Source organism: Pseudomonas sp. PA-5-4B, assembly GCF_021606215.1.
GTDB classification, from domain to species: Bacteria; Pseudomonadota; Gammaproteobacteria; order Pseudomonadales; family Pseudomonadaceae; genus Aquipseudomonas; species Aquipseudomonas edaphica.
In genome coordinates, this window is sequence record NZ_WKDB01000001.1 from 255,849 (window position 1) to 278,455 (window position 22,607).

The window sequence follows — 22,607 nt, forward strand, 5'->3', positions numbered from 1 at the left end:
ACACTCGATGAATACCGAAGGACTCTCCGAAGTTGCTGTAAAAGACGCTCACCCGGTGGTTGAACAAATCGCCGAAACCCCACCGGAGCTGGAGCCGGCTGCGCCTGCTGTGGTGGCTGAAGCGCCCGCGCCGGCCCCGGTGGCAGCGGTGACCAACCTGGATGACAGCAGCCTGTACATCCATCGTGAGCTGTCACAACTGCAATTCAACATCCGCGTGCTGGAGCAGGCGCTGGATGAGTCCTACCCACTGCTGGAGCGGCTTAAATTCCTGCTGATCTTCTCCAGCAACCTGGACGAGTTCTTCGAGATCCGCGTTGCCGGCCTCAAAAAGCAAATCACCTTTGCCCGCGAACAAGCCGGTGCCGACGGCCTGCAGCCGCATCAGGCCCTGGCGCGCATCAGCGAACTGGTGCACGGCCATGTGGACCGCCAATACGCGATCCTCAACGACATCCTGCTGCCGGAACTGGAAAAACATCAGGTCCGCTTCATCCGTCGTCGTCACTGGACCACCAAGATCAAGACCTGGGTGCGTCGCTACTTCCGTGACGAAATTTCACCGATCATCACCCCGATCGGCCTCGACCCGACGCACCCGTTCCCGTTGCTGGTGAACAAGAGCCTCAACTTTATCGTCGAGCTGGAAGGCATCGACGCCTTCGGTCGCGATTCGGGCCTGGCGATCATCCCGGCGCCGCGTCTGTTGCCACGGATCATCAAGGTACCGGAAGAAGTAGGGGGCGCTGGCGATAACTATGTATTCCTGTCTTCGATGATCCACGCGCACGCCGATGACCTGTTCCAGGGCATGAAGGTCAAGGGCTGCTACCAGTTCCGCCTGACCCGTAACGCCGACCTGGCGCTGGACTCCGAAGACGTCGAAGACTTGGCCCGTGCCCTGCGCGGCGAGCTGTTCTCGCGGCGCTACGGCGATGCGGTACGTCTGGAAGTGGCGGATACCTGCCCCAAACATCTGTCGGACTACCTGCTCAAGCAGTTCAACCTGGCCGAGTCCGAGTTGTATCAGGTCAATGGCCCGGTGAACCTGACACGTCTGTTCAGCATCACCGGCCTGGACAGCCACCCGGAGCTGCAATACACGCCGTTCACGCCACAGATTCCGAAACTGCTGCAAAACAGCGAGAACATTTTCAGCGTGGTGAGCAAGCAGGACATCCTGCTGTTGCACCCGTTCGAGTCCTTCACGCCAGTGGTCGACCTGCTGCGCCAGGCCGCCAAAGACCCGCATGTTCTGGCGGTGCGCCAGACCCTGTACCGCTCCGGCGCCAACTCGGAAATCGTCGATGCGCTGGTAGACGCCGCGCGTAACGGCAAGGAAGTCACGGCGGTGATCGAGCTGCGTGCGCGGTTTGACGAAGAGTCCAACCTGCAACTGGCCAGCCGCCTGCAAGCGGCCGGTGCGGTGGTGATCTACGGCGTGGTCGGCTTCAAGACCCACGCCAAGATGATGCTGATCCTGCGTCGCGAAGCTGGTGAGATCGTGCGTTATGCCCACTTGGGCACCGGTAACTATCACGCCGGCAACGCCAAGCTCTACACCGACTACAGCCTGCTCACCTCCGACGACGCTTTGTGTGAGGACGTCGGCAAGTTGTTCAGCCAGTTGATCGGCATGGGCAAGACCTTGCGCATGAAGAAGCTGTTGCACGCGCCGTTCACGCTCAAGAAGGGCATGCTCGACATGATTGCCCGCGAAACCCAGTTCGCCCTCGACGGCAAGCCGGCGCACATCATCGCCAAGTTCAACTCGCTGACCGATCCGAAGATCATCCGCGCGCTGTACAAGGCCAGCCAGTCCGGGGTGCGCATCGACCTGGTGGTGCGTGGCATGTGCTGCCTGCGCCCTGGCATTGTGGGTGTGTCACATAACATCCATGTGCGCTCGATCATCGGCCGCTTCCTGGAGCACACGCGGGTGTTCTACTTCCTCAATGGCGGCGAGGAACAGATGTTCCTCTCCAGTGCCGACTGGATGGAGCGCAACCTCGACAAGCGTGTGGAGACCTGCTTCCCGGTCGAAGGCAAGAAGCTGATCATGCGGGTCAAGAAAGAGCTGGAAAGCTACCTCACCGACAACACCCACAGCTGGAGCCTGCAATCGGACGGGCGCTACGTGCGCAACACCCCGACCGGCAACCAGAACCCGCGCAGTGCGCAGGCGACGTTGCTGGAGAAGCTGGGTAGCCCGATTCTTGCGGTGAACTAAAAGCCTGCACAGACCTAATGTGGGAGCGGGCTTGCTGTGGCGAGGGAGCTTGCTCCCGTTGACTGCGCAGCAGTCTCCGGCTTTTTGGGGGCGCTACGCACCCCAGCGCAAGCAAGCTTGCTCGCCACAGCAAGCGCGCTCACACCTGTGTTTTGCAGCGCGCTTTAGCGCAAGTTCAGGCTGAACCCCACCCGCGTCAACCACTCCGCTTCCTGGGCAAAGTCCGCCTGGGTCAGCTGGTTTTCATCCAGCCAGCCTTTGGGGAACACCACGTCCAGGCTGTCGCCATGCGCGCGCAGGGTGACTTGGGGCATTTCCTGGGTGCCACGGATGTGGTGGAACAGGATCGCAAAGCGCAGCAGCACGCACAGGCGGATCAGCTTTATGCCTTCGTCGCCGAACTCGGCAAATTTGTCCTTGGGAATGTTGCGGCGATGGCCACGCACCAGCAGGGCGAGCATCTGTTGGTCTTCGCGGGAGAAACCGGCGAGGTCCGAGTGCTCGATCAGGTAGGCGCCGTGCTTGTGGTAATGGTAGTGGGCGATGTCCAGGCCCACTTCATGCACCTTGGCGGCCCAGCCCAGCAGTTCGCGCCAGACGCCGTCTTCCAGGTCCCAGTCCTCGGCTACCTGGTCAAAGGCGTGCAGGGCTTTGCGTTCCACCCGGGCCGCTTGTTCCAGGTCGACGTGATAACGCTCCATCAACGAGGTGAGGGTGCGCTCACGCACGTCTTCGTGGTGATGGCGGCCCAGCAGGTCATACAGCACGCCTTCGCGCAGGGCGCCGTCGCAGTGGTCCATACGTTGCAGTTCGAGGGCGTCGAAAATCGCTTCGAGAATCGCAAGGCCAGCCGGGAAGATGGTACGACGGTCGGGCTTGATGCCGTCGAAGTCGATTTTCTCGGCATCGCCCAGCTTGAACAGTTTGCGCTTGAGCCATGCCAGGCCTTCGGCGTTGACCTCACCGGTGCCATGGCCGCCGGCTTTGAGGGCCAGGCCGATGGCGCGGATGGTGCCGGACGAGCCGATGGCTTCATCCCAGGTCAAGCGGTGCAGCGCATGCTCGATGCTCATGATCTCCAGCCGCGCGGCCGTGTAGGCCTGGGCATAGCGGGCCGGGGTGATCTTGCCGTCCTTGAAATAGCGCTGGGTAAAGCTCACGCAGCCCATTTGCAGGCTCTCGCGCAGCAATGGCTCGAATCTTTGCCCGATGATGAACTCGGTACTGCCGCCGCCGATATCCGCCACCAGGCGCTTGCCGGGCGTGTCGGCCAGGGTGTGGGACACGCCCAGGTAGATAAGGCGCGCCTCTTCCCGGCCGGAGATAACTTCTACCGGGTGCCCGAGGATTTCTTCGGCGCGGCGGATGAATTCGACACGGTTGCGCGCCTCACGCAGGGCGTTGGTGCCGACAATTCGCACGGCGCCCAATGGCATGCCGTTGATCAGTTGGGCAAAACGCTTGAGGCAGTCGAGGCCGCGCTGCATGGATTCTTCATTGAGCTGGCGCTGGTCGTCGATGCCGGCAGCCAGTTGAACTTTCTCGCCGAGCCGCTCAAGGATGCGGATTTCGCCGTTCTGGGCCTTGGCCACGACCATGTGAAAGCTGTTGGAGCCCAGGTCGATGGCGGCGATCAGGGACAAATTCTTGGCTTGGGATTGCGGCATGGTTTGGGGGTCTCGGTCGATAACCCGACCATCGTGCCACGATCGACCGCTGGCGCCAACGCGTTGTGCTTCAGGAATCTTCCTGTCGGTGCGGGAGGCAATGCCTGTTGGAGATGTAGGGCGATTCTCCTTTGCTCTAGCGAATAAACTTAAGGCTAGGTACGAGGTATTAAATTTATGCCTATAAAAACTCTCGGGACTTTCCTTACAAGGGTTTTGTATTTGTTCTGCTCGGTTTTTTAGTTATGACTACTGATGCAGTTGAAAAGGGTGGTCATGTTTTTGTTGTATTCGGACAGCAGTTGACGTGCTCTCCTATTCTTTTTTAGGTCACTTACAAGCGAGACTGCCCGTCGGCAATGATGCCGTGGTGTTATTTGTTTATGGCGTTTTATGTCAGGGAATGTCGTGTTTTAGAAGCGGAGCTTTTCAGCCTTTAATAAGTAACGTCTGTTAACTTCTAATGACGGGTAAAAGATGAAAAAAGTATTTGGTTTGGCCGTGGGGATTGCGTGCCTGTTTGCCAGTGTAGGCGCCTATGCAACTACCAACCCGACCGGCAACCTGATCGTCAAGGGCACCATTATTCCGGCGGCTTGCAGTATGAGCGTTAGCGCCGGCGGGGTTATCGACTATGGCACGATTCGAGCCAATCAATTGTCCCAGACGAATTTCAACCCACTTGCCGAGCGTTCCACTTCGCTGGTCGTCAATTGCGGTACTACACCTGCCAGGTTTTTCTTGTCTGTCACTGACTTGCGGGCCTCCAGTAAAGTTACTGGCATATTGGGCGCTGGCTACACCGAAGCCCAAAACTATGGTCTCGGTACGTATGGTGGCAGGCGCACCGGCGGCTATTCGGTCATCCTCAGAAACCTGACGTCCAACGGTGTGGCGCTCAACCCGATTGTACGGTCGAGCAAGGACGCAGCCTGGCAAGCCAGCGACGGTAAGGTTTCCCAGACACCTAACCAGCATTCCTGGCGTAACGGCGCTGTCAATGCGCCAGCTTCGATCTCTCAGCTAACCGGTGTTATTGCCGTCAAAGCGGTGATCAATCGCGCAAGTGATCTGAACCTTACCGGCAATATTGCGTTGGATGGTCACGCGACGCTGGTTCTGGATTACATCTAAACGTTTGAGCAACAGTCGATAGCGAGGCAGAGTCAGTCAGGGGGACTCTTATTAGTTATCGGCTGTTTTCATGTGGCTGTGCAATTACACGTACTCATTTGTTTGTGAATGTTCCAGGGAGAACTCGGTGAACGGTCTTTCAAGAATAATTGGTTTCATATCGTGTTGTATGGCTTTGTTGCTGTATGGCGTAGCCCATGCCGACGGTATGTTGCCTGAAACAACGGTTGTCATTCTTTATGAGGAGAATGGCGAAGCCACGATCAATATAAAAAACACTGATCCAACCCCTGCGTTACTGCACTCCGTCATAGAAAATGTGCCCGAGGATCTTGAAACCCTGTTGATCGTCACCCCGCCCATTGCTCGCGTGGAGCCAGGGGAAACGCAACTGGTCCGTTTTATCAGCACCCTGAAGTCGCCGCTCAAGACTCAACGCCTCAAGCGCGTGTCCTTCGAGGGGATTCCCCAGGCGCGTGAGCCAGGTGGTGCGACCATTGGTATCACCCTGCGTCAAAACTTGCCGCTGATCCTGCACCCGGCAGGTTTGCCCCGGCACCAGGCACCTTGGGAACTGCTCAAGTGGAAGCGCCGGGGTGATCGCTTGAGCGTGCATAACGACAGTGCCTATGTGGTGCGCATGGGATTGGAAGTGCAGCTTAATCCGCTGAAACAAACCGGCTTGCTGCCCCGCACTTATATCCTGCCGGGTGAGGTGTTGACGCTCAATACCCAAGGGCCTGTGGCCGAGGTGTCCTCGGTGGTGCTGCAGCCGGCCACGACCTTTGGGTTTGCTGTCGATGACTACCAGGCAGATGTTCTGGGTCATGGGCGCTAAGCGTTCGATGACTGGACTGACGGTTCGCCGCCCGGGGCTTTTCATGGGGTTGGCAGCCTTGTGGGGTGCTCCCGGTTTTGCTTTGGCAGTCGAGTTGGGAGAGGGCTTTGATCTGGCTGTCCTGGCCAGCTATGGCATCGACCCGAAGGTCTCCGACTACTTTCGCAGTGCGGCGCGGTTTCGTGAGGGCAGGCAGATAGTGGGGCTGCGGGTCAACGGGAATTCCCTGGGGTTGGTCGAGGCCCGTTTCGATTATCAGGGGCAGCTGTGTTTTACCCAGGGTTTGCTGGAGAAAGCTGGCCTTAAAGTGCCCTTGGCGATCGTGCAATCGGGCATCTCGGCGGATCAGGCCTGTCACGATTTCGTGGGTGAGTTCCCCGCGACCATCGTCAGGTTGCAGCCGGGCAGCGAAGAAGTGGTGCTGGTTGTGCCTACCCAGTCCTTGCGTGAGCCTGAATGGGAAGTGGGAGGTTTTTCCGAGGGCGGTGCGGCGGCGTTGTTCAACTACGATGTGCTCGGGTTTCAGACCCAGTCGCGCAGTGGCCCCAGCCGGTTCGTTTCGGCTTATACCGAGGCGGGATTCAACCTGGGTAATTGGGTGGTCCGCAGCCGGCAGTTCTATATTTCTGATAACGGCAAAAGCAGCAGCGAGCATGTGCAGGCCTACGCCCAGCGTGATATCGCGGCGTTGCAGTCAACTTTCCAGGTGGGCCAGATCTCTACCCGAAGCCCGGTGTTCGGTGGGATTCAGCTATCGGGGTTACAGCTGTTTCCTGATGGTGTCTCCCGCGCCGGCGCCAATCATGGTGTGGTGGTGGAGGGTTTGGCTCACAGCCAGGCGCGTGTCGAGGTGCGCCAGTCCGGTGCGCTGATCCATACCACGTTAGTGCCCGAGGGGCCGTTCAGCCTGACAGGCTTGCCTTTGCTCAATGGCACCAGTGACCTGGAGGTCAGCGTTATCGGCACGCGGGGCGGCACACGCAGTTTCGTGGTGCCGGCGGCTTCCTTTGGTGCGGCTATTGCCGTAACCCCAGGCTTTGACTTCGCCCTTGGCAAGGTACGTGAACAGCTGAGCGAGGGCCGCGAGGCGCCGACTGTTGTCATGGGCAGCGGCACCTGGGGGCTTGGCCGGCAGTCATCCCTGGGGTTCGGTTTATTGAGTACAGATGAGTACCAGTCGGCCGGCGGCACTATGAGCAGTGTGTTTTTCCAGCGGGTTACCGTCAGTGCTCGGCAAAACATCTCGCGCGATGGTGAGGCGGGTGTGAACGGTAGCCGCCGTGCCGTATCCCTGAGCAGCCCGTTGGTGGCGGGTGTTGAGATGAGCCTGAGTGCGACGACCCAAAGCCCAGGTTATCGCGATGTCCTCGAGGCAGGCCCGGGTTTGAAAAAAAATGATCTGCAGACCCGTTTCCAGAATCAGTACACGGTAGGGTTCAACTGGGCAGAACCGACCTTGGGGGCTTTTTCAGTCAGCTACTCACGCAGTACGCAGTTTGATGGGCAGCTTGCCGAACATGTATTTGCCTCGTGGAACAAGGGGTTCAGGCAGGTGGATGTAGCGTTGATCGCCGACTCGCAGGTGGGCGCTTCGCGGCGGCGCAAGACCGCAAGCCGTGAGCGAGAAACACGTGATGAGGTCACGCCGGAGGGGCTGTCCTTGCGCCTGCAGGTCACGGTGCCCTTTGGAGAAGATCGCCGCCTGACGTCCTACGCCAGTCGCCGCAATGGCCGTGCCGATATGGGCACGGCATTGTCCGAGCGGGTCAATGAGTATGTGAACTACGAAGTGGGGGTTGAGCGGGATCTGCAGGAGCGCCAGCAAGCGGTTCGCGCGAATGTTGACGTGATGCCGCGCTACACCCGTGTGGGCCTGGGCGTGAACCGCACGCCCACGAGCACCAGCTACAGCGGGCAACTGCAGGGTGCCGTGGTGGCTCACGCGCGCGGCCTGACCTTTTCCCCCTACGCAGTGCAGGACACCTTTGGTGTGCTTTCGGTGGGGGAAGTGTCAGCGGCCAAGGTTACGACCCCACAAGGCCCGGTGTGGACCGATTACCGTGGGCATGCGGTGATTCCCGGCTTGCCGGCCTATACCACCAGCCACCTGGAGGTGCAGACCCAGTCCTTGCCCAAGCGGGTCGATCTCAAGAACGGCACCAAAATCCTCGCCGTCGGGCGCGGATCATTCAATACCGTGGATTTCCAAGTGGTGAATGTTCGCCGGGTACTGCTTGAGGTGCGCGATGAGCAAGGTACACCTCTGCCCCAGGGCTCTGCCGTGTTTGGCCCGGACAACACCTACCTGACCAATGTGGTGGGTGAGGGCCTGATCTTTTTGAACAACATGGATGACGGGCAAATCCTCAGCGTTTCGCCGCCGGGCTCTGCCCGCGCGTGCCTGCTGCATCTGAACCTTGAGTCGCAATCCCCAGAGGACAAGCTCTATGAAACGGCTTCGGCGATATGTCGTGCCCAATGAATCGGCGCAATACACCCTGCGTCGACTGTGCCTGGGCGTTAGCTTGTTGTTCATGCTCGCGATAGCGGCCCCGGAGGCTTCGGCGAATGACTGCCGCCTTTCCCTCAGCCAGCCAAGGGTCGACCACGGCGTGCTCCGGCGCGCGGAGTTGTTGGGCGAGCCGCTCGCAAGCCAGCCCATCATCCTGGGCAGGCGAACGCTGCAGCTGAGTGTCGTATGTGCCGAACCAGGGGCTGTCGCCTTGCGCTTTACGGGTGTTCCGGCGGGGACGCAAGGCTATCGATTCGGCCGACAGGGCAGCTTCACCCTGGCCCTCAAGCATGCCCAGGTCGATGGTCGCGCCGTTGAACTGAGTACGTCACAGCCCACAGAAACGGCTACCAGCGGGCACTTACTGCCCGGTCACGTGCTGATAGCCAAAGCCGGTGGTTTGCCGCTGACCGGCACACGCTTTTCAGCACAAGTGCAGATCGACACGTATTTACCGCCCGATGCCTTTTCAGTGCGCCACGAGACCGTCTTCGAAGGCCAGGGGCACTTTGAATGGTTGCCCGGCGGTTAATCGATCAGCCCGGCTGCTCCACCGAGCCGATGAAATTGGCGAACTCCGGCGTCTTTGGGTTGGCGAACAAGGTCTTGGGGTCGCCCACTTCATGCACCTTGCCCTGATGCATGAACACCAGCTTGTCCCCGACTTCCCGGGCAAAGCGCATTTCGTGGGTCACCATGATCAGGGTCATGCCGTCCTTGGCCAATTGGCGCACCACACTGAGCACTTCATTGACCAGCTCCGGGTCCAGTGCCGAGGTAATTTCATCGCACAGCAGCACCTTGGGCGACATGGCCAGCGCACGGGCTATGGCGACCCGTTGCTGCTGGCCGCCGGACAGACGATCAGGGAAGGCATCAAACTTTTCCCCCAGCCCCACCCGCTCCAGCATCTGCCGGGCAAGCTGGGCGGCTTTGGCCTTGGGCACTTTCTGCACCACTTGTGGCGCGAGCATGACGTTCTCGCCCACGGTCAGGTGTGGGAACAGGTTGAACTGCTGGAACACCATCCCGACTTTCTGCCGCAGGCTGCGCAGGTCGGCGCGGGCGGCGTCGAGGTATTCGCCGTCGACCTCAATTACGCCGTCGTTGATCGATTCAAGGCCATTGAGGGTACGCAGCAAGGTCGACTTGCCCGAGCCACTGCGGCCGATGATCGCCACCACCTGGCCTTCTTCAACCGTCAGGTCGATGCCCTTGAGTACGTGGTGATCGCCGTAATATTTATGCAGGGCGGAAATTCTAAGCAGAGGCATGCAGTCTCCTTTCCAGGTAGCGCGCACTGAGGGACAAGGGGTAGCAGAGCAGGAAGTAGCCGAGCGCCACCAGGCCGTAGACCATAAAGGGCTCGAAGGTAGCGTTGGCGAGCATGCCGCCGGTTTTGGTCAGTTCGGTAAAACCGATGATCGAGGTCACGGCGGTGCCTTTGACCACCTGCACCGAAAAGCCCACGGTGGGCGCCACGGCAATGCGCAGGGCTTGCGGCAGGATCACGTAGCGCAGTTGTTCAAGCGGGTTAAGCGCCAGGCTGGCCGAGGCTTCCCATTGCCCGTGGGCAATCGACTCGACGCAGCCGCGCCAGATCTCGGCCAGGTAAGCACTGGTAAACAGGGTCAAGGCAATCGCCGCCGCCAGCCAGGGCGAGATATCCACACCCAGCAGCGCGATGCCAAAAAACACCAGGAACAGCTGCATCAACAGCGGCGTGCCCTGGAACAGTTCAATATAGGTGCGCGCGAGATTGCGCGGGAAGGCTTTGCGGCTGATGCGCATCGTCATCACCAGTAAACCGATAACGCCGCCACCGACAAACGCCACCAGCGACAGCAGCAAGGTCCATTGCAAGCCGGTGGCGAGGTTGCGCACGATGTCCCAGAAGGAGAAATCACTCATCGGCTGTTCCTCATCACGTAGCGACGGCCGATCCAGTTGAGCAACTGGCGAATCATCAGCGCCATGCACAGGTACACCAGGGTGGTCAGTGCGTAGGTTTCAAACGCGCGGAAGTTGCGTGACTGGATAAAGTTGGCGGCAAAGCTCAGCTCTTCGGTGGCGATCTGCGAACACACCGCCGAGCCGAGCATCACAATGATGATCTGGCTGCTCAGGGCCGGCCACACCTTGCCCAGTGCCGGCAACAGCACCACATGGCGAAACGCCTCGAAACGCGTCATCGCCAATGCCGCTGCGGCTTCCAGCTGCCCGCTTGGGACCGCCTGGATGCCGGCGCGAATGATCTCGGTGGAGTACGCCCCCAGGTTGATCACCATCGCCAGTACGGCGGCTTGCCACTCGGTGATTTTCAGCCCCAGGGATGGCAGGCCGAAGAAGATGAAAAACAACTGCACCAGAAACGGCGTGTTGCGGATCAACTCGACATACACCCCGAAGACCCAGGAAAACGGCTGGATCTTCCATGCCCGCACCACAGCGCCGACGGTGCCCAGGGCCACGCCGAGGATCGCGCCGATAGCCGTCAGCTCAAGGGTAAACAGCGCGCCGCGTAGCAGCAGGTCGGTATTGGCCAGCACCGGCACAAAGTCAAATTGATACGCCATGAATCAGCTCCGCATCAAAGATCGGCAGGCAGTGGCTCTTTAAGCCACTGCATCGCGTTCTTTTCCAGGCTGCCATCGGCTTTGGCCGCGACCAGGATCTGGTTGACCTTCTCCAGCAGCGCTGGCTCGTTCTTGTTAACTCCCACGTACACCGGCGAATCCTTGAGTTTCACTTTCAGCTCCAGCCCACGTTTATTACTGCGCTCGCTGATCGCCACCATCACCACGTTGCCGCTGGCGATCAGGTCGACCTGGCCGGCCAGGTAGGCGGCGATGGTTGAGTTGTTGTCTTCGAAGCGCTTGATCGTGGCTTCCTTGGGCGCGACGGCGGTCAGCTCGATGTCTTCGATGGCGCCGCGGGTCACGCTGATGGTCTTGCCCTTGAGGTCATCGGTGGTGTGGATGGCCGCATCAGGTGGCCCGAACACGGCCAGGTAGAACGGCGCGTAGGCCTTGGAGAAGTCGATGACCTTTTCGCGCTCGGCATTCTTGCCCAGGCTGGAAATCACCAGGTCGACCTTGCCGGTAGTGAGAAACGGGATACGGTTGGTGCTGTTCACCGGGGTCAGTTCCAGCTTGACCTTGAGCTGGTCGGCCAGCAGCTTGGCGGTGTCGACGTCCAGGCCACGGGGTTTCATGTCCGGGCCAACCGAGCCGAACGGCGGGAAGTCTTGGGGCACGGCAACCTTGAGGGTGCCACGGGCGACGATATCGTCCAGACCGTTGGCATGGGCGGGCGCCTGGCTCAGCATCAGGCTGGCAAACAGGGCAGTGAGCAGGGCGCTGTAGCGCTTGGTCATGGCAACTCTCCGGGGAAGGGCGCGGGAATATTCTGTTTCGAGCCATTGCACGGCCCATGCCATCACGGCGCCAATGGCCTGGAACGCTGGTATTTGTTGAGTTCTGGTGGTCTTACTGGTCTGAACAGTGAGCGAGTTTTTCGCACCTTTTTCGAGCGCCGATAAAACCTCGCGAGCCCCTTTGGGGCGCGGCTTGCCGCCGGCTGCGAATAGCTTTACAACTAGCCGCTCCGTTGACTGCAACCTTGAGTTTTCTATGAATTCCATCGCCCAAGCCGTACCGGAAGCGGCCCTGCAGGCCATCCGCAAACTGATCAAGGAACAGGGCTTTGCAGCGGGTGACGCGTTGCCGTCCCAGCGCGACCTGGCGGTACAGTTGGGCGTGAGTCGGGCATCGTTGCGTGAGGCGTTGTCGTCTTTAAGTGCATTGGGCGTGGTGAGTGTGCAGCCGGGTAAAGGCGTGTTTGTGCAAGAGGTGCAAGAGGCGCCGGGGTTCGCCTGGCCCTTCGCTGCCCAGGCCACGCCCCTGGATATCTTCCAGTTGCGCTACGCCCTGGAAGGGTTCGCCGCGGGGTTGGCGGCAGTGACGTTGACTCTCGATGAGCTGGACAGCCTGCAAGACAATGTCGAGGCCATGCGCAAAGTGCTCAAGGCTGGCGACTTCGAAGCCGCTGCCCGGCTGGACTTCGAGTTCCATCAGCGGATCCTGCTGGCCAGCGGTAACCAGGCGATGGTGAGCATCCTGAGTGCCAGTGCCGAGGTGTTCCTGGAGAGCCAGAAGCTACCGTTCATCCGACCGGAACGGGCCATGGAGACTTGGCAAGAGCACCGCAAGATCCTGCGTGCCCTGGCCAGGCGCGCCAGTGCTGCGGCGCAGAAAACCATGCAGGAACACGTACGCAATGCGGCATTGCGCACGGGCATCGCCTTCGTGACTTCCGTGACGCCGTGAGTGGGCTATACCCAAACTCATGCAACGCCATAGCAAGACTCAATCAGAGGCGGCTTCCTGAACGGGGGAAGGGCGGCTATGATGGGCCACGTTTTTTTTGCTTACAATCCGGAGACATCCATGAGCAACGATCTTATCAAGCACGTCACCGACGCGACCTTTGAGGCCGAAGTACTCAAGGCTCAAGGCCCGGTACTGGTTGACTACTGGGCTGAATGGTGTGGCCCTTGCAAAATGATCGCCCCTGTTCTGGACGACATTGCGACTACTTACGAAGGCAAGCTGACCATTGCCAAGCTGAACATCGACGACAACCAGGAAACCCCGGCCAAACACGGCGTGCGTGGTATCCCGACCCTGATGCTGTTCAAGAACGGCAACGTCGAAGCCACTAAAGTGGGCGCGCTGTCGAAGTCCCAGCTGCAAGCTTTCCTCGACGCGAACATCTAAGCGTCGTCAAAAAAGCCCCGCAAAATAGCGGGGCTTTTTCGTGAAACAGGGCTAGACGCTCCGAAATTCAGGTGGTACATTCGGCCCCGCACTGGTTTCTCCACTGCCCCCTGCAAGCCGTCGCCGACGCATTCCTTTTCGATTAGTACGCGATCCTGTCGCCTTCTCTGCGGCGCGGCCTCATTAAGCCAAAAGCTTAATTTCCCCCCTCCATAAATGATTACGTCATTCCTATATGAATCTGACTGAACTCAAGCAAAAGCCGATTACCGACCTGCTCCAATTGGCCGAAGAAATGGGCATAGAAAATATGGCCCGTTCGCGCAAGCAGGACGTGATTTTCTCCCTGCTCAAAAAGCACGCGAAAAGCGGCGAGGAAATCTCCGGTGATGGCGTGCTGGAGATTCTCCAGGACGGCTTCGGCTTCCTCCGCTCTGCAGACGCTTCCTATCTCGCCGGCCCAGACGATATCTACGTCTCGCCGAGCCAGATCCGTCGCTTCAACTTGCGCACCGGTGACACCATCGTCGGCAAGATCCGTCCTCCGAAGGAAGGCGAGCGTTATTTCGCCCTGCTCAAGGTCGACACGATCAACTTCGATCGTCCTGAGAACGCGAAGAACAAGATTCTCTTCGAGAACTTGACGCCGCTGTTCCCGACCGTGCGCATGAAGATGGAAGCCGGTAACGGCTCCACCGAAGACTTGACCGGTCGTGTCATCGACCTGTGCGCCCCGATCGGCAAAGGCCAGCGCGGCCTGATCGTCGCACCGCCGAAAGCCGGTAAGACCATCATGCTGCAGAACATTGCAGCGAACATCGCGCGTAACAACCCGGAAGTTCACCTGATCGTATTGCTGATCGATGAGCGCCCGGAAGAAGTAACCGAAATGCAGCGCACCGTGCGCGGCGAAGTGGTTGCCTCGACGTTCGATGAGCCGCCAACCCGCCACGTGCAGGTTGCCGAAATGGTGATCGAGAAGGCCAAGCGCCTGGTCGAACACAAGAAGGATGTGGTGATCCTGCTCGACTCCATCACCCGTCTGGCGCGTGCCTACAACACCGTGATCCCAAGCTCCGGCAAGGTACTCACCGGTGGTGTCGATGCCCACGCCCTGGAGAAACCAAAGCGTTTCTTCGGTGCTGCGCGCAACATCGAAGAAGGCGGCTCGCTGACCATTATCGCCACCGCGCTGGTTGAAACCGGCTCGAAGATGGATGAAGTGATCTACGAAGAGTTTAAAGGTACCGGTAACATGGAACTGCCTTTGGACCGTCGTATCGCTGAAAAGCGTGTGTTCCCTGCGATCAACATCAACCGCTCCGGCACCCGCCGTGAAGAGTTGCTGACCGCCGACGACGAACTGCAGCGCATGTGGATCCTGCGCAAGCTGCTGCACCCGATGGACGAAGTAGCCGCCATCGAGTTCCTCATCGACAAGCTGAAAACCACCAAGACCAACGACGAGTTCTTCCTGTCTATGAAGCGTAAGTAATACTACGGTTCAGGTCTGAGAAAATGGTGCCCTTGAAGGGTGCCATTTTTTTTGCGCCAAACAGGGAGGTTTGTGTGCCGAGAGTGTCAGTAAAGAAACAAAAATGGCGAGTACGCCTACGCTCTCTTCAATTTGTATCAGGCTGATTACGATTTATGACCGCTCTTGCTTACCGAAGAGACATTGATGGCCTGCGCGCCATTGCTGTCCTGGCTGTGGTTTTGTTCCATTTTGGGGTTCCCGGCGTTACTGGCGGTTTTGTCGGCGTTGATGTGTTCTTCGTGATTTCAGGTTTCCTGATTACCTCGATCATCTGGCGCGAGCGTGAAGCGGGGCGTTTCAGCTTCGTCGATTTCTGGGCGCGACGGGCACGGCGTATCCTGCCGGCTTTGCTGGTCATGATGTTTACGTCATTGGTGGCTGGCTGGTTCTTAATGGCGCCCAAAGACTATTCGGAATTGGGACGCTCGATACACAACCAAGTGGTGTTCATCTCCAATCTGTTCTTCATGCGCCAGGACGGCTATTTCGACACGGCCTCCGACATGAAGCCGATGTTGCACACCTGGTCGCTGTCGGTTGAAGAGCAGTTCTACATTGCCTTCCCACTCTTGCTGGCGCTGTTGTCGAGCTGGCTGAAGCAGTGGCGCAGCGCCTTGTTTGTGTTGCTGCTGGTGTCGTTTGCGGCGAGCGTGTGGGCGGTGGCCAATGAGCCGGACAAAGCCTTCTTCCTGCTGCCCATGCGTGCCTGGGAATTGTTGGCCGGGTCCATGCTGGCTGTGATGCCAGTGCGGGCAGGGCGCGCAAGTCCCCTGTTGGCGCAAGCTGTGAGTCTGTTCAGCCTGGGCCTGATTCTGGTGGCGGTATTGGGCTACAACGCCAACACCGCGTTCCCTGGGGCGGCGGCTTTGTTGCCTGTATTGGGTGTGGTGGGGTTGATTTGGGCTAACGGCCAACACCCAACCTGGGTAGGGCGCTTGCTGGGCAGTCGCGTGCTGGTGGGCATCGGGCTGATTTCCTATTCGTGGTACCTGTGGCACTGGCCGGTGCTGGTGTTTGGCAAGTACGCGAGTATTTTTGGCCTGCCCTCCTGGGCGCTGGCGGGTCTGTTCGTCTTGAGCCTGGTGCTGGGTTATGTGTCCTGGCGGTTCGTCGAGGGGCCGTTTCGTGAGCGGCGCCTGCTGGCGGGTCGTCGGTCGATTCTGATCGCGGGCGTGGTCGGGCTCGCCGGCCTGGGTCTGATCGGCAAAGGCCTGGTGTGGTCGGATGGGTTTGCATCGCGGCTGTCGCCCAAGGCACTACAGTTTGCCCAAGTGTATACCTGGAGCCCCACGCTGATTAAGTGCCTGTCGGATGACAAGAAAGACCCGAACCGCAAACTTTGCCATTTTGGCCCGCAGGCGAGTGCTGCCCGCGCATTGGTCTGGGGCGACAGCCATGCCTCGGCACTCATCCCGGCGTTGAACGACGGCTCGCGCAAGTACGACTTCGGCATCACTCAGGCCGGTTACGCCGGGTGCCTGCCGTTCGACCGCAAAGAAAACACCCCAGGCTGCCGAGCGTTCAACGAGCGTGTCACCCAGTTGTTGAGCAAGGAACAGTTCAGTGATGTGGTGCTGGTAGCCCGCTGGAGCCTTTACGTTTATGGCCAGCGCTCCGGCGACACCGGCGCTTCCCTTCATGACCCGCAAACGGGCAAGTACGACCGCGCCGTCGCTGAACGGCTGTTTGCCGAGGGTGTGAGTGCGCTGGTGCAGCAACTGCGTGCCAGCGGGCACAGGGTGTGGCTGGTCAAGGAGGTACCGCTGCAGGCTTTCAACGTGCCTTACCGGCTCAGCCGCCTGGCGATGCTGGGACGCCCGACCGACCGCGAAGGCTTGCCCCTGGCCGAGCACGTCGAGCGCCAGGCCTATATCAGCAGCGTTTTTGAGCGCATCGCCGCGGCAGACCCCGGTGTGCAACTCATGGACCCCGCGCCCAAGCTGTGCGAGACGAATGGCTGGTGCCGGGTCGAGCGCGATGGCCAGTCGCTGTATACCGATGACAACCACCTCTCGGCCGTAGGCACGCGTTATGTGGAAGGGTTCCTTGAGCCCTTCTTCCACACCATGCGTAATGAGTCCGTTGAGTCGGGTGTGAGTCGCAATGACGTGCAATAAGCTGCCAGCGCTCTTAAGAGCAGGTAGGATGTACGCCTATTTTACGGGTGGCATGGTTAATGAAATTCAAGGATCTTCGGGATTTCGTGCAGCAACTTGAGCAGCGCGGAGAGTTGAAACGTATCCAGGTGCCGGTTTCCCCGGTGCTGGAAATGACTGAGATTTGCGACCGTACCTTGCGCAACAAGGGCCCGGCGCTGCTGTTCGAAAACCCGACCGGCTTTGATATTCCGGTGCTCGGCAACCTGTTCGGCACGCCCGACCGTGTTGCGTTTGGCATGGGCGCCGAGTCGGTCAGCGAGCTGCGCGAGATCGGCAAGTTGCTGGCCTTCCTCAAGGAGCCCGAGCCACCCAAGGGCCTCAAGGACGCCTGGTCGAAGCTGCCGATCTTTCGCAAGATCATTGCCATGGCGCCCAAAGTGGTCAAGGACGCGGTGTGCCAGGAAGTGGTCATCGAAGGCGATGACGTCGACCTGGCCATGTTGCCGGTGCAGACCTGCTGGCCGGGCGATGTCGGCCCGCTGATCACCTGGGGCCTGACCGTCACCAAAGGCCCGAACAAGGATCGCCAGAACCTGGGGATCTACCGTCAGCAAGTGATCGGCCGCAACAAGGTGATCATGCGTTGGCTGAGCCACCGTGGCGGCGCGCTGGACTTCCGTGAGTGGTGCGAAAAGCACCCAGGCAAGCCGTTCCCCGTGTCCGTGGCCCTGGGCGCCGACCCGGCGACCATCCTCGGCGCCGTGACGCCGGTGCCTGACAGCCTGTCCGAATATGCCTTCGCCGGCCTGCTGCGCGGCAACCGCACCGAGCTGGTGAAGTGCCGTGGCAATGACCTGCAAGTGCCGGCCACCGCCGAAATCATCCTCGAAGGCGTGATTCATCCGGGCGAAATGGCCGATGAAGGCCCTTACGGTGACCACACCGGCTACTACAACGAAGTCGACAGCTTCCCGGTGTTCACCGTCGAGCGCATCACCCACCGCATCAAACCGATCTACCACAGCACCTACACCGGCCGCCCGCCGGATGAGCCGGCCATCCTTGGTGTGGCGCTCAACGAAGTGTTTGTGCCGATCCTGCAAAAGCAGTTCCCGGAAATTACCGACTTCTACCTGCCGCCCGAGGGCTGCTCGTACCGCATGGCCATCGTGACCATGAAGAAGTCGTACCCAGGCCATGCCAAGCGGGTAATGCTCGGTGTGTGGTCGTTTTTGCGACAGTTCATGTACACCAAGTTCGTTATCGTCACTGACGACGACATCAATGCCCGGGACTGGAACGACGTGATCTGGGCCATCACCACGCGCATGGACCCCAAGCGCGACACGGTGATGATCGATAACACGCCGATCGACTACCTCGACTTTGCTTCGCCGGTATCGGGCCTGGGCTCGAAGATGGGCCTGGATGCCACCCACAAATGGCCGGGTGAGACCACCCGCGAGTGGGGTCGGGTGATCGTCAAGGATGACGCTGTGACCGCACGTGTTGATGCGATCTGGAAAGAATTGGGAATAGATTGATGCGTGTAACCCTGCAACCTTCCGGCGCCGTACTGGAGCTGGTCCCTGGTGAGCGAATCCTTGAAGGCGCGCGTCGCTTGGGCTACGAATGCCCACAGGCGTGTCGCAATGGCGTGTGCCATGTGTGCGCCGCGCTGCTGGTGGAAGGCCGGGTGCAGCAAGCCGGTGAGGTGCGCGACCATGGTGAGTTCTACACCTGCATCGCCGAGCCGTTGGAAGATTGCATTGTGTTGTGGGATGGCGTGCTGGCGCCGGGAGAGTTGCCGTTGCGCAAGTTGTCGTGCCAATTGAGTGAGTGCGTGGACGTCGGCGGCGATGTATGGCGCGTGCGCTTGCGTGCGCCGGCCGGGAAGGCGGTGCGTTACCACGCCGGGCAATACCTGATGATCGAGCGTGACAACGGCGATAAATCGGCGTTTTCCCTGGCCTCGGCGCCCCATGCCGGGCGCGAGCTGGAACTGCATGTGCTGGTTCGCGAGGACAGTGCGCGCAATTTGATCGAGCAGTTGCAGCGTAACCAGATGGCCCGTGTTGAACTGCCGTTTGGTGATACTCACTTGGCCGAACTGCCGGACGGGCCGCTGGTGTTGATCGCTGCCGGCACCGGCATGGCGCAGATGCACAGCCTGATCGAACATTGCCGCGCCTCGGGCTTCAAGTACCCTGTGCACCTGTATTGGGGCGTGCGCCGCCCGGAAGACTTCTACGAAATCGAACACTGGGAGCAATGGCAGCAACTGCCCAACCTGTTCCTGCACAAAGTGGTCAGCGACCTGTGCGGTTGGGAAGGGCGCTGCGGGCTGCTGCATGAGGTCGTGTGTGAAGACATCAGCGACCTCAAGGCCGTGCACGTTTACGCCAGTGGTTCACCGGCGATGATCTACGGCACGCTGGACGCATTGGTCGACGCAGGTATGGATGCACACCAGATGCGCGCCGATGTGTTTGCCTACGCGCCACGCCCTTGAAGCCTTGAGCTGAACCAGTGTGGGAGCTGGCTTGCCTGCGATAGCGGTGTATCAGTTGCAGGTGTGTTAGCTGACCCGCCGCTATCGCAGGCAAGCCAGCTCCCACATGGGTAGGCGGCGTTCCTAGAAACGCACGCCTGCCGTCAGCATCGCCGCATTGAACCCCAGTAACACCAACTCACTGGCCACCGGGCCGAAGTGAACCCCCACAGACGGAATGATCGCCGGTGCAACGCCATAACGGTTGAGCGGGATTTTGTCGCGGTACTTACCGCGATAGCCCTGTAGCGCGCCCGCGGTCACCTTCATATAAAACGGTGAGTCGCCAATATCGTAACGCTTGCCGGCGTAGACGTAATACGAGCGCTGGCTGAACGAGTTGCGAAACGTCGCCCCGCCATACACCAACCCCGACGCCTCGTTACGTTCCAGGTTGATCAAGTCCTGATTGTTGTTGTGCTTTGGGTCCGGCGAAAAATGCTTGGTGTAGACACTGGTCTGGGCGTACCAGAAACCTTTGTCGTCATTGGCGGCGGCCTCGGAAGCCAGAGCAGTGGTGGTTTGCAGCAAAAGCAGCAGACCGGAAAAAAGGTATTTCATGGTTCGACCTCGATAGTCGTTTGAAGAAGCGGCTAATGTGGGTCGCTAAACATCTGCAGTTTGGCGGCTTATGTTGGGCATGACCTGAACCAGCGCTGAAAACACGGCCGCCTATGCTTATGCAATTAAGGTATTTTAGATGTAGGAATAATCTCATTAAGCTATAAGACAACGGACTACCGCCTTATCGTCAATAACCAGTAACTGACCGCTACCGCCCGCCAGCCGGACCGATCGTGTGAACTCAGAGCATTGAAGCTTTGATTTTTTGATTGCCGGGCTTGAATGGCAGGGGAGCGGTATGGGGAGTTACAAGAAACATGCGTACACAGCTATTTTGTCGGCCAATTTGCTGACTGCTGTGGGATTCAATCCGGTCTGGGCGGACGCAACAGCCGCCGATGCACCAAAACTCGACACCGTGATCGTCACCGGCACCCGTGCCCAAGAGCGCACCGCCAGTGCTTCGTTGTCGCCCATCGATGTCATTTCCGGTGACACATTGCGCAGCACCGGCTCCGATGAGCTGGGCGCGGTGTTGGCGCGTCTGATTCCTTCCATCAACTTCCCGCGCCCCAGTCTGGTGGACGGTGCCGAACTGGTACGCCCGGCGCAGTTGCGCGGTTTGTCGCCGGATCAGGTGTTGGTGCTGGTCAACGGTAAACGCCGCCACACCAGTGCTTTCGTCAACCTGGGCGGGGCCGTGGGGCGCGGTTCGGCGCCAGCGGATTTGAATGCGATCCCGCTGTCGGCGGTCGACCATATCGAAGTGCTGCGCGACGGCGCGTCGGCGCGCTATGGCTCGGACGCGATTGCCGGGGTGATCAACGTGATCCTCAAGCACGACGACCACGGCGGCTCTGTCTCGACCAAATTTGGCGAGTACAAGAAGGGTGACGGCATCCAGCGCAACGTCAGCGGCAACACCGGGTTTGCCTTGGGCCAAAACGGCTTTATCAACGTTTCGGGCGAAGGCGCCGACAACGACTACACCAACCGCGCCGGCGACGATTTCCGCCCTGGCAGCGTGGGTTCCACCACCTATGGTCAGCGCGTGTTTCGTCAGGGCGAGCCGGCCACCAATGAAGGCAAATTCCAGTTCAACTCCGAATATTCCTTCAACGATGCAGCCGAGTTCTACACCTTCGGCGGTTACAGCAAGCGTCGTGGCGAAACGGCGGCGTTCTATCGGGCGAGCAACGCGTCCAACAACATCCCGGCGCTCAACCCCAATGGCTACCTGCCTTTGATCAAGGGCAATCTTGAAGACACGTCCTTGGTGGTCGGCCTGCGCGGCTTGCTGGCCTACGATTGGCATTACGACCTGTCGGCCAACTATGGCAAGAACCAGTACGAACTGGGCACCGAAACCATCAACACCTCACTCGGCATGGTCACTCCGCGCAAATTTAACAACGGTACCTTGAGCAACGATCAGCGCCAGGTCAGCCTGGACCTGTCCCGTGAGTTCGACGTGGGCTTTTTGCCGTACCCGGTGTCGTTGGCTTTTGGCGGCGAATACCTGCGCCAGGGTTATCAAATTGAAGCGGGCGAGCCGGCGTCCTACTACCAGACCGGCAGTTCGGGCCTGGGTGGGTTCCGTGATGCCGACGCCGGTAGCACCTCGCGGCACAACTGGGCTCAGTATCTGGACCTGGAAACCAACTTCACCGAAAAACTCAGCGCCTCAGCCGCCGTACGTCATGAGGACTACAGCGACTTCGGCTCCAACGTCAGCGGCTCGCTGTCGGCGCGTTATGACTTCACCCCGCAGGTCGCCTTGCGTGGCAGCATTTCCAATGGTTTCCGTGCGCCATCCCTGGCCCAGCAGAACTTTGCCTACACCTCGTCACAGCTGATCGGCAACACCATCCAGGAAGCTGGCACCTTCCCGGCCAACAGCCAGGTCGCCCGCCTGTTGGGCGCCGAAGACCTGAAGGCCGAGAAGTCGCGCAATTACAGTCTTGGCCTGGTGCTGGAGCCGGCCGATGACCTGACGGTGACGCTCGATGTGTACCGCATCGACATCCGCGACCGCATCAGCTTGTCATCCAACCTCAATCTCAACCCGGCGACTATCGCCTACCTGCAAGCCAATGGCGTCGGCAACATCAACTACACCAGCGCCCGCTACTTCACCAACGCCACCGACACCAGCACCGACGGTGTCGACCTGGTCGCCAACTATCGCTACCCGTTCGATAACGGCATCCGCTGGAACAGCACCGTGGGCTACAACTACAACCACACCAAAGTCACCGACGTGAAGCCCAACCCGGCGATTCTGGACAGCCTGGGCGCCAACCTGGTGCGGGTAGACCGCCGTGAGCGCATTGGTTTGCTGGGCGATACCACGCCGCAGCACAAGCTCAGCCTGGGCAACGACTTCACCTACGGTCGTTGGGCGCTGCACAGCAACCTGGTGCGCTATGGGGAATTCACCAGCTACCAGGCCGACAAGGTCAACGACCAGACCTTCAAGGCCGCCTGGGTGCTGGACCTGTCGGCAGACTATAAGTTGAAGAACTGGACCTTCACGTTGGGCGGCGACAACATCACCGATAAATACCCGGAGAAGGTCAATGCCTACGCCAGCAGCGGCGGCAACCTCGCCTACAGCACTTTTTCGCCGTACGGTTACAGCGGCGCGTTTTATTACGGTAAAGTTGCTTACAACTGGTAACACGCAGGGGACCTAAG

General features: G+C 59.6%; 18 protein-coding genes. 12 read left to right on the forward strand and 6 right to left on the reverse strand.

The window, feature by feature from the left end:
- The first annotated feature begins 7 nt into the window (after nucleotides 1-7).
- A complete protein-coding gene (ppk1, locus tag GIW28_RS01165; RefSeq protein ID WP_017135242.1) occupies nucleotides 8-2,230 on the forward strand; it encodes a polyphosphate kinase 1 in 2,223 nt (740 codons plus the stop codon).
- Between the two features lie 164 nt (nucleotides 2,231-2,394).
- Here ppk1 and ppx read toward each other — a convergent pair whose 3' ends face one another.
- A complete protein-coding gene (gene ppx / locus GIW28_RS01170) occupies nucleotides 2,395-3,897 on the reverse strand; it encodes an exopolyphosphatase (protein ID WP_056860774.1) in 1,503 nt (500 codons plus the stop codon).
- A 477-nt stretch (nucleotides 3,898-4,374) separates the two neighbouring features.
- Here ppx and GIW28_RS01175 point away from each other — a divergent pair, with 477 nt between their 5' ends.
- The 4 genes from GIW28_RS01175 (at nucleotide 4,375) to GIW28_RS01190 (ending at nucleotide 8,913) form a co-directional block, all read left to right on the forward strand.
- Complete coding sequence (locus tag GIW28_RS01175; RefSeq protein WP_236447007.1) at nucleotides 4,375-5,031, forward strand: DUF1120 domain-containing protein; 657 nt, start codon at nucleotides 4,375-4,377, stop codon at nucleotides 5,029-5,031.
- A gap of 169 nt (nucleotides 5,032-5,200) precedes the next feature.
- Entirely contained in the window at nucleotides 5,201-5,869 is a 669-nt protein-coding gene (locus tag GIW28_RS01180) for a fimbria/pilus chaperone family protein (protein ID WP_099550287.1), read from the forward strand.
- 43 nt (nucleotides 5,870-5,912) lie between these two features.
- On the forward strand, nucleotides 5,913-8,351 hold the full coding sequence (locus tag GIW28_RS01185; protein WP_236458913.1) for a fimbria/pilus outer membrane usher protein: 2,439 nt from the start codon (nucleotides 5,913-5,915) through the stop codon (nucleotides 8,349-8,351).
- Nucleotides 8,317-8,913 carry a hypothetical protein gene (locus GIW28_RS01190; RefSeq protein WP_017135247.1) on the forward strand — a complete coding sequence of 199 codons (597 nt, stop codon included), beginning with the start codon at nucleotides 8,317-8,319 and terminating at the stop codon, nucleotides 8,911-8,913. Before GIW28_RS01185 ends, GIW28_RS01190 begins: the two co-directional genes overlap by 35 nt.
- Before the next feature lie 4 nt (nucleotides 8,914-8,917).
- On the opposite strand, the gene GIW28_RS01195 is transcribed toward GIW28_RS01190, so the two are convergent.
- From GIW28_RS01195 to GIW28_RS01210, 4 genes are read right to left on the reverse strand one after another with little or no spacing between them, the layout of a single operon-like run.
- Nucleotides 8,918-9,655: an amino acid ABC transporter ATP-binding protein gene (locus tag GIW28_RS01195; RefSeq protein WP_017135248.1), complete on the reverse strand. Its 738-nt coding sequence runs from the start codon at nucleotides 9,653-9,655 to the stop codon at nucleotides 8,918-8,920.
- Nucleotides 9,642-10,292, reverse strand: a complete 651-nt coding sequence (locus GIW28_RS01200) for an amino acid ABC transporter permease (RefSeq protein WP_017135249.1) — start codon at nucleotides 10,290-10,292, stop codon at nucleotides 9,642-9,644. The genes GIW28_RS01195 and GIW28_RS01200 overlap by 14 nt, the downstream gene beginning before the upstream one ends.
- Nucleotides 10,289-10,957 (reverse strand): amino acid ABC transporter permease, encoded by a 669-nt coding sequence (locus tag GIW28_RS01205; protein WP_017135250.1) that lies wholly within the window; start codon nucleotides 10,955-10,957, stop codon nucleotides 10,289-10,291. The genes GIW28_RS01200 and GIW28_RS01205 overlap by 4 nt, the downstream gene beginning before the upstream one ends.
- Nucleotides 10,958-10,971: 14 nt before the next feature.
- Nucleotides 10,972-11,757 (reverse strand): transporter substrate-binding domain-containing protein, encoded by a 786-nt coding sequence (locus tag GIW28_RS01210; RefSeq protein WP_017135251.1) that lies wholly within the window; start codon nucleotides 11,755-11,757, stop codon nucleotides 10,972-10,974.
- A 256-nt stretch (nucleotides 11,758-12,013) separates the two neighbouring features.
- Between GIW28_RS01210 and GIW28_RS01215 the strand changes: the two genes are divergently transcribed.
- The 6 genes from GIW28_RS01215 to GIW28_RS01240 all read left to right on the forward strand — a co-directional run bounded on the left by GIW28_RS01215 (nucleotide 12,014) and on the right by GIW28_RS01240 (nucleotide 19,307).
- The gene (locus GIW28_RS01215; protein WP_236446037.1) at nucleotides 12,014-12,709 is read left to right on the forward strand and encodes a FadR/GntR family transcriptional regulator; all 696 of its coding nucleotides are present in this window, start codon (nucleotides 12,014-12,016) and stop codon (nucleotides 12,707-12,709) included.
- A gap of 120 nt (nucleotides 12,710-12,829) precedes the next feature.
- Nucleotides 12,830-13,159, forward strand: coding sequence for a thioredoxin TrxA (gene trxA / locus GIW28_RS01220; protein ID WP_003213989.1), 330 nt, complete (start codon nucleotides 12,830-12,832; stop codon nucleotides 13,157-13,159).
- A gap of 235 nt (nucleotides 13,160-13,394) precedes the next feature.
- Entirely contained in the window at nucleotides 13,395-14,654 is a 1,260-nt protein-coding gene (rho, locus tag GIW28_RS01225) for a transcription termination factor Rho (protein WP_003176825.1), read from the forward strand.
- Nucleotides 14,655-14,809: 155 nt separating this feature from the next.
- Nucleotides 14,810-16,813, forward strand: a complete 2,004-nt coding sequence (locus tag GIW28_RS01230; RefSeq protein ID WP_236446035.1) for an acyltransferase family protein — start codon at nucleotides 14,810-14,812, stop codon at nucleotides 16,811-16,813.
- 59 nt (nucleotides 16,814-16,872) lie between these two features.
- Complete coding sequence (ubiD, locus tag GIW28_RS01235) at nucleotides 16,873-18,339, forward strand: 4-hydroxy-3-polyprenylbenzoate decarboxylase (protein WP_017135254.1); 1,467 nt, start codon at nucleotides 16,873-16,875, stop codon at nucleotides 18,337-18,339.
- Complete coding sequence (locus GIW28_RS01240; protein ID WP_236446033.1) at nucleotides 18,339-19,307, forward strand: CDP-6-deoxy-delta-3,4-glucoseen reductase; 969 nt, start codon at nucleotides 18,339-18,341, stop codon at nucleotides 19,305-19,307. The genes ubiD and GIW28_RS01240 overlap by 1 nt, the downstream gene beginning before the upstream one ends.
- A gap of 123 nt (nucleotides 19,308-19,430) precedes the next feature.
- Here GIW28_RS01240 and GIW28_RS01245 read toward each other — a convergent pair whose 3' ends face one another.
- Nucleotides 19,431-19,907 carry a hypothetical protein gene (locus GIW28_RS01245; protein WP_017135256.1) on the reverse strand — a complete coding sequence of 159 codons (477 nt, stop codon included), beginning with the start codon at nucleotides 19,905-19,907 and terminating at the stop codon, nucleotides 19,431-19,433.
- Nucleotides 19,908-20,208: 301 nt separating this feature from the next.
- Here GIW28_RS01245 and GIW28_RS01250 point away from each other — a divergent pair, with 301 nt between their 5' ends.
- Nucleotides 20,209-22,590, forward strand: coding sequence for a TonB-dependent receptor plug domain-containing protein (locus GIW28_RS01250; protein WP_236446030.1), 2,382 nt, complete (start codon nucleotides 20,209-20,211; stop codon nucleotides 22,588-22,590).
- Nucleotides 22,591-22,607: the final 17 nt, after the last annotated feature.

Excerpts from the sequence above, each read along its gene's own strand:
- ppk1 (WP_017135242.1), top strand. The coding sequence starts at position 8 with ATGAATACCGAAGGACTCTCCGAAGTTGCTGTAAAAGACGCTCACCCG.
- ppx (WP_056860774.1), bottom strand. The coding sequence starts at position 3,897 with ATGCCGCAATCCCAAGCCAAGAATTTGTCCCTGATCGCCGCCATCGAC.
- GIW28_RS01175 (WP_236447007.1), top strand. The coding sequence starts at position 4,375 with ATGAAAAAAGTATTTGGTTTGGCCGTGGGGATTGCGTGCCTGTTTGCC.
- GIW28_RS01180 (WP_099550287.1), top strand. The coding sequence starts at position 5,201 with ATGGCTTTGTTGCTGTATGGCGTAGCCCATGCCGACGGTATGTTGCCT.
- GIW28_RS01185 (WP_236458913.1), top strand. The coding sequence starts at position 5,913 with ATGGGGTTGGCAGCCTTGTGGGGTGCTCCCGGTTTTGCTTTGGCAGTC.
- GIW28_RS01190 (WP_017135247.1), top strand. The coding sequence starts at position 8,317 with ATGAAACGGCTTCGGCGATATGTCGTGCCCAATGAATCGGCGCAATAC.
- GIW28_RS01195 (WP_017135248.1), bottom strand. The coding sequence starts at position 9,655 with ATGCCTCTGCTTAGAATTTCCGCCCTGCATAAATATTACGGCGATCAC.
- GIW28_RS01200 (WP_017135249.1), bottom strand. The coding sequence starts at position 10,292 with ATGAGTGATTTCTCCTTCTGGGACATCGTGCGCAACCTCGCCACCGGC.
- GIW28_RS01205 (WP_017135250.1), bottom strand. The coding sequence starts at position 10,957 with ATGGCGTATCAATTTGACTTTGTGCCGGTGCTGGCCAATACCGACCTG.
- GIW28_RS01210 (WP_017135251.1), bottom strand. The coding sequence starts at position 11,757 with ATGACCAAGCGCTACAGCGCCCTGCTCACTGCCCTGTTTGCCAGCCTG.
- GIW28_RS01215 (WP_236446037.1), top strand. The coding sequence starts at position 12,014 with ATGAATTCCATCGCCCAAGCCGTACCGGAAGCGGCCCTGCAGGCCATC.
- trxA (WP_003213989.1), top strand. The coding sequence starts at position 12,830 with ATGAGCAACGATCTTATCAAGCACGTCACCGACGCGACCTTTGAGGCC.
- rho (WP_003176825.1), top strand. The coding sequence starts at position 13,395 with ATGAATCTGACTGAACTCAAGCAAAAGCCGATTACCGACCTGCTCCAA.
- GIW28_RS01230 (WP_236446035.1), top strand. The coding sequence starts at position 14,810 with ATGACCGCTCTTGCTTACCGAAGAGACATTGATGGCCTGCGCGCCATT.
- ubiD (WP_017135254.1), top strand. The coding sequence starts at position 16,873 with ATGAAATTCAAGGATCTTCGGGATTTCGTGCAGCAACTTGAGCAGCGC.
- GIW28_RS01240 (WP_236446033.1), top strand. The coding sequence starts at position 18,339 with ATGCGTGTAACCCTGCAACCTTCCGGCGCCGTACTGGAGCTGGTCCCT.
- GIW28_RS01245 (WP_017135256.1), bottom strand. The coding sequence starts at position 19,907 with ATGAAATACCTTTTTTCCGGTCTGCTGCTTTTGCTGCAAACCACCACT.
- GIW28_RS01250 (WP_236446030.1), top strand. The coding sequence starts at position 20,209 with ATGGGGAGTTACAAGAAACATGCGTACACAGCTATTTTGTCGGCCAAT.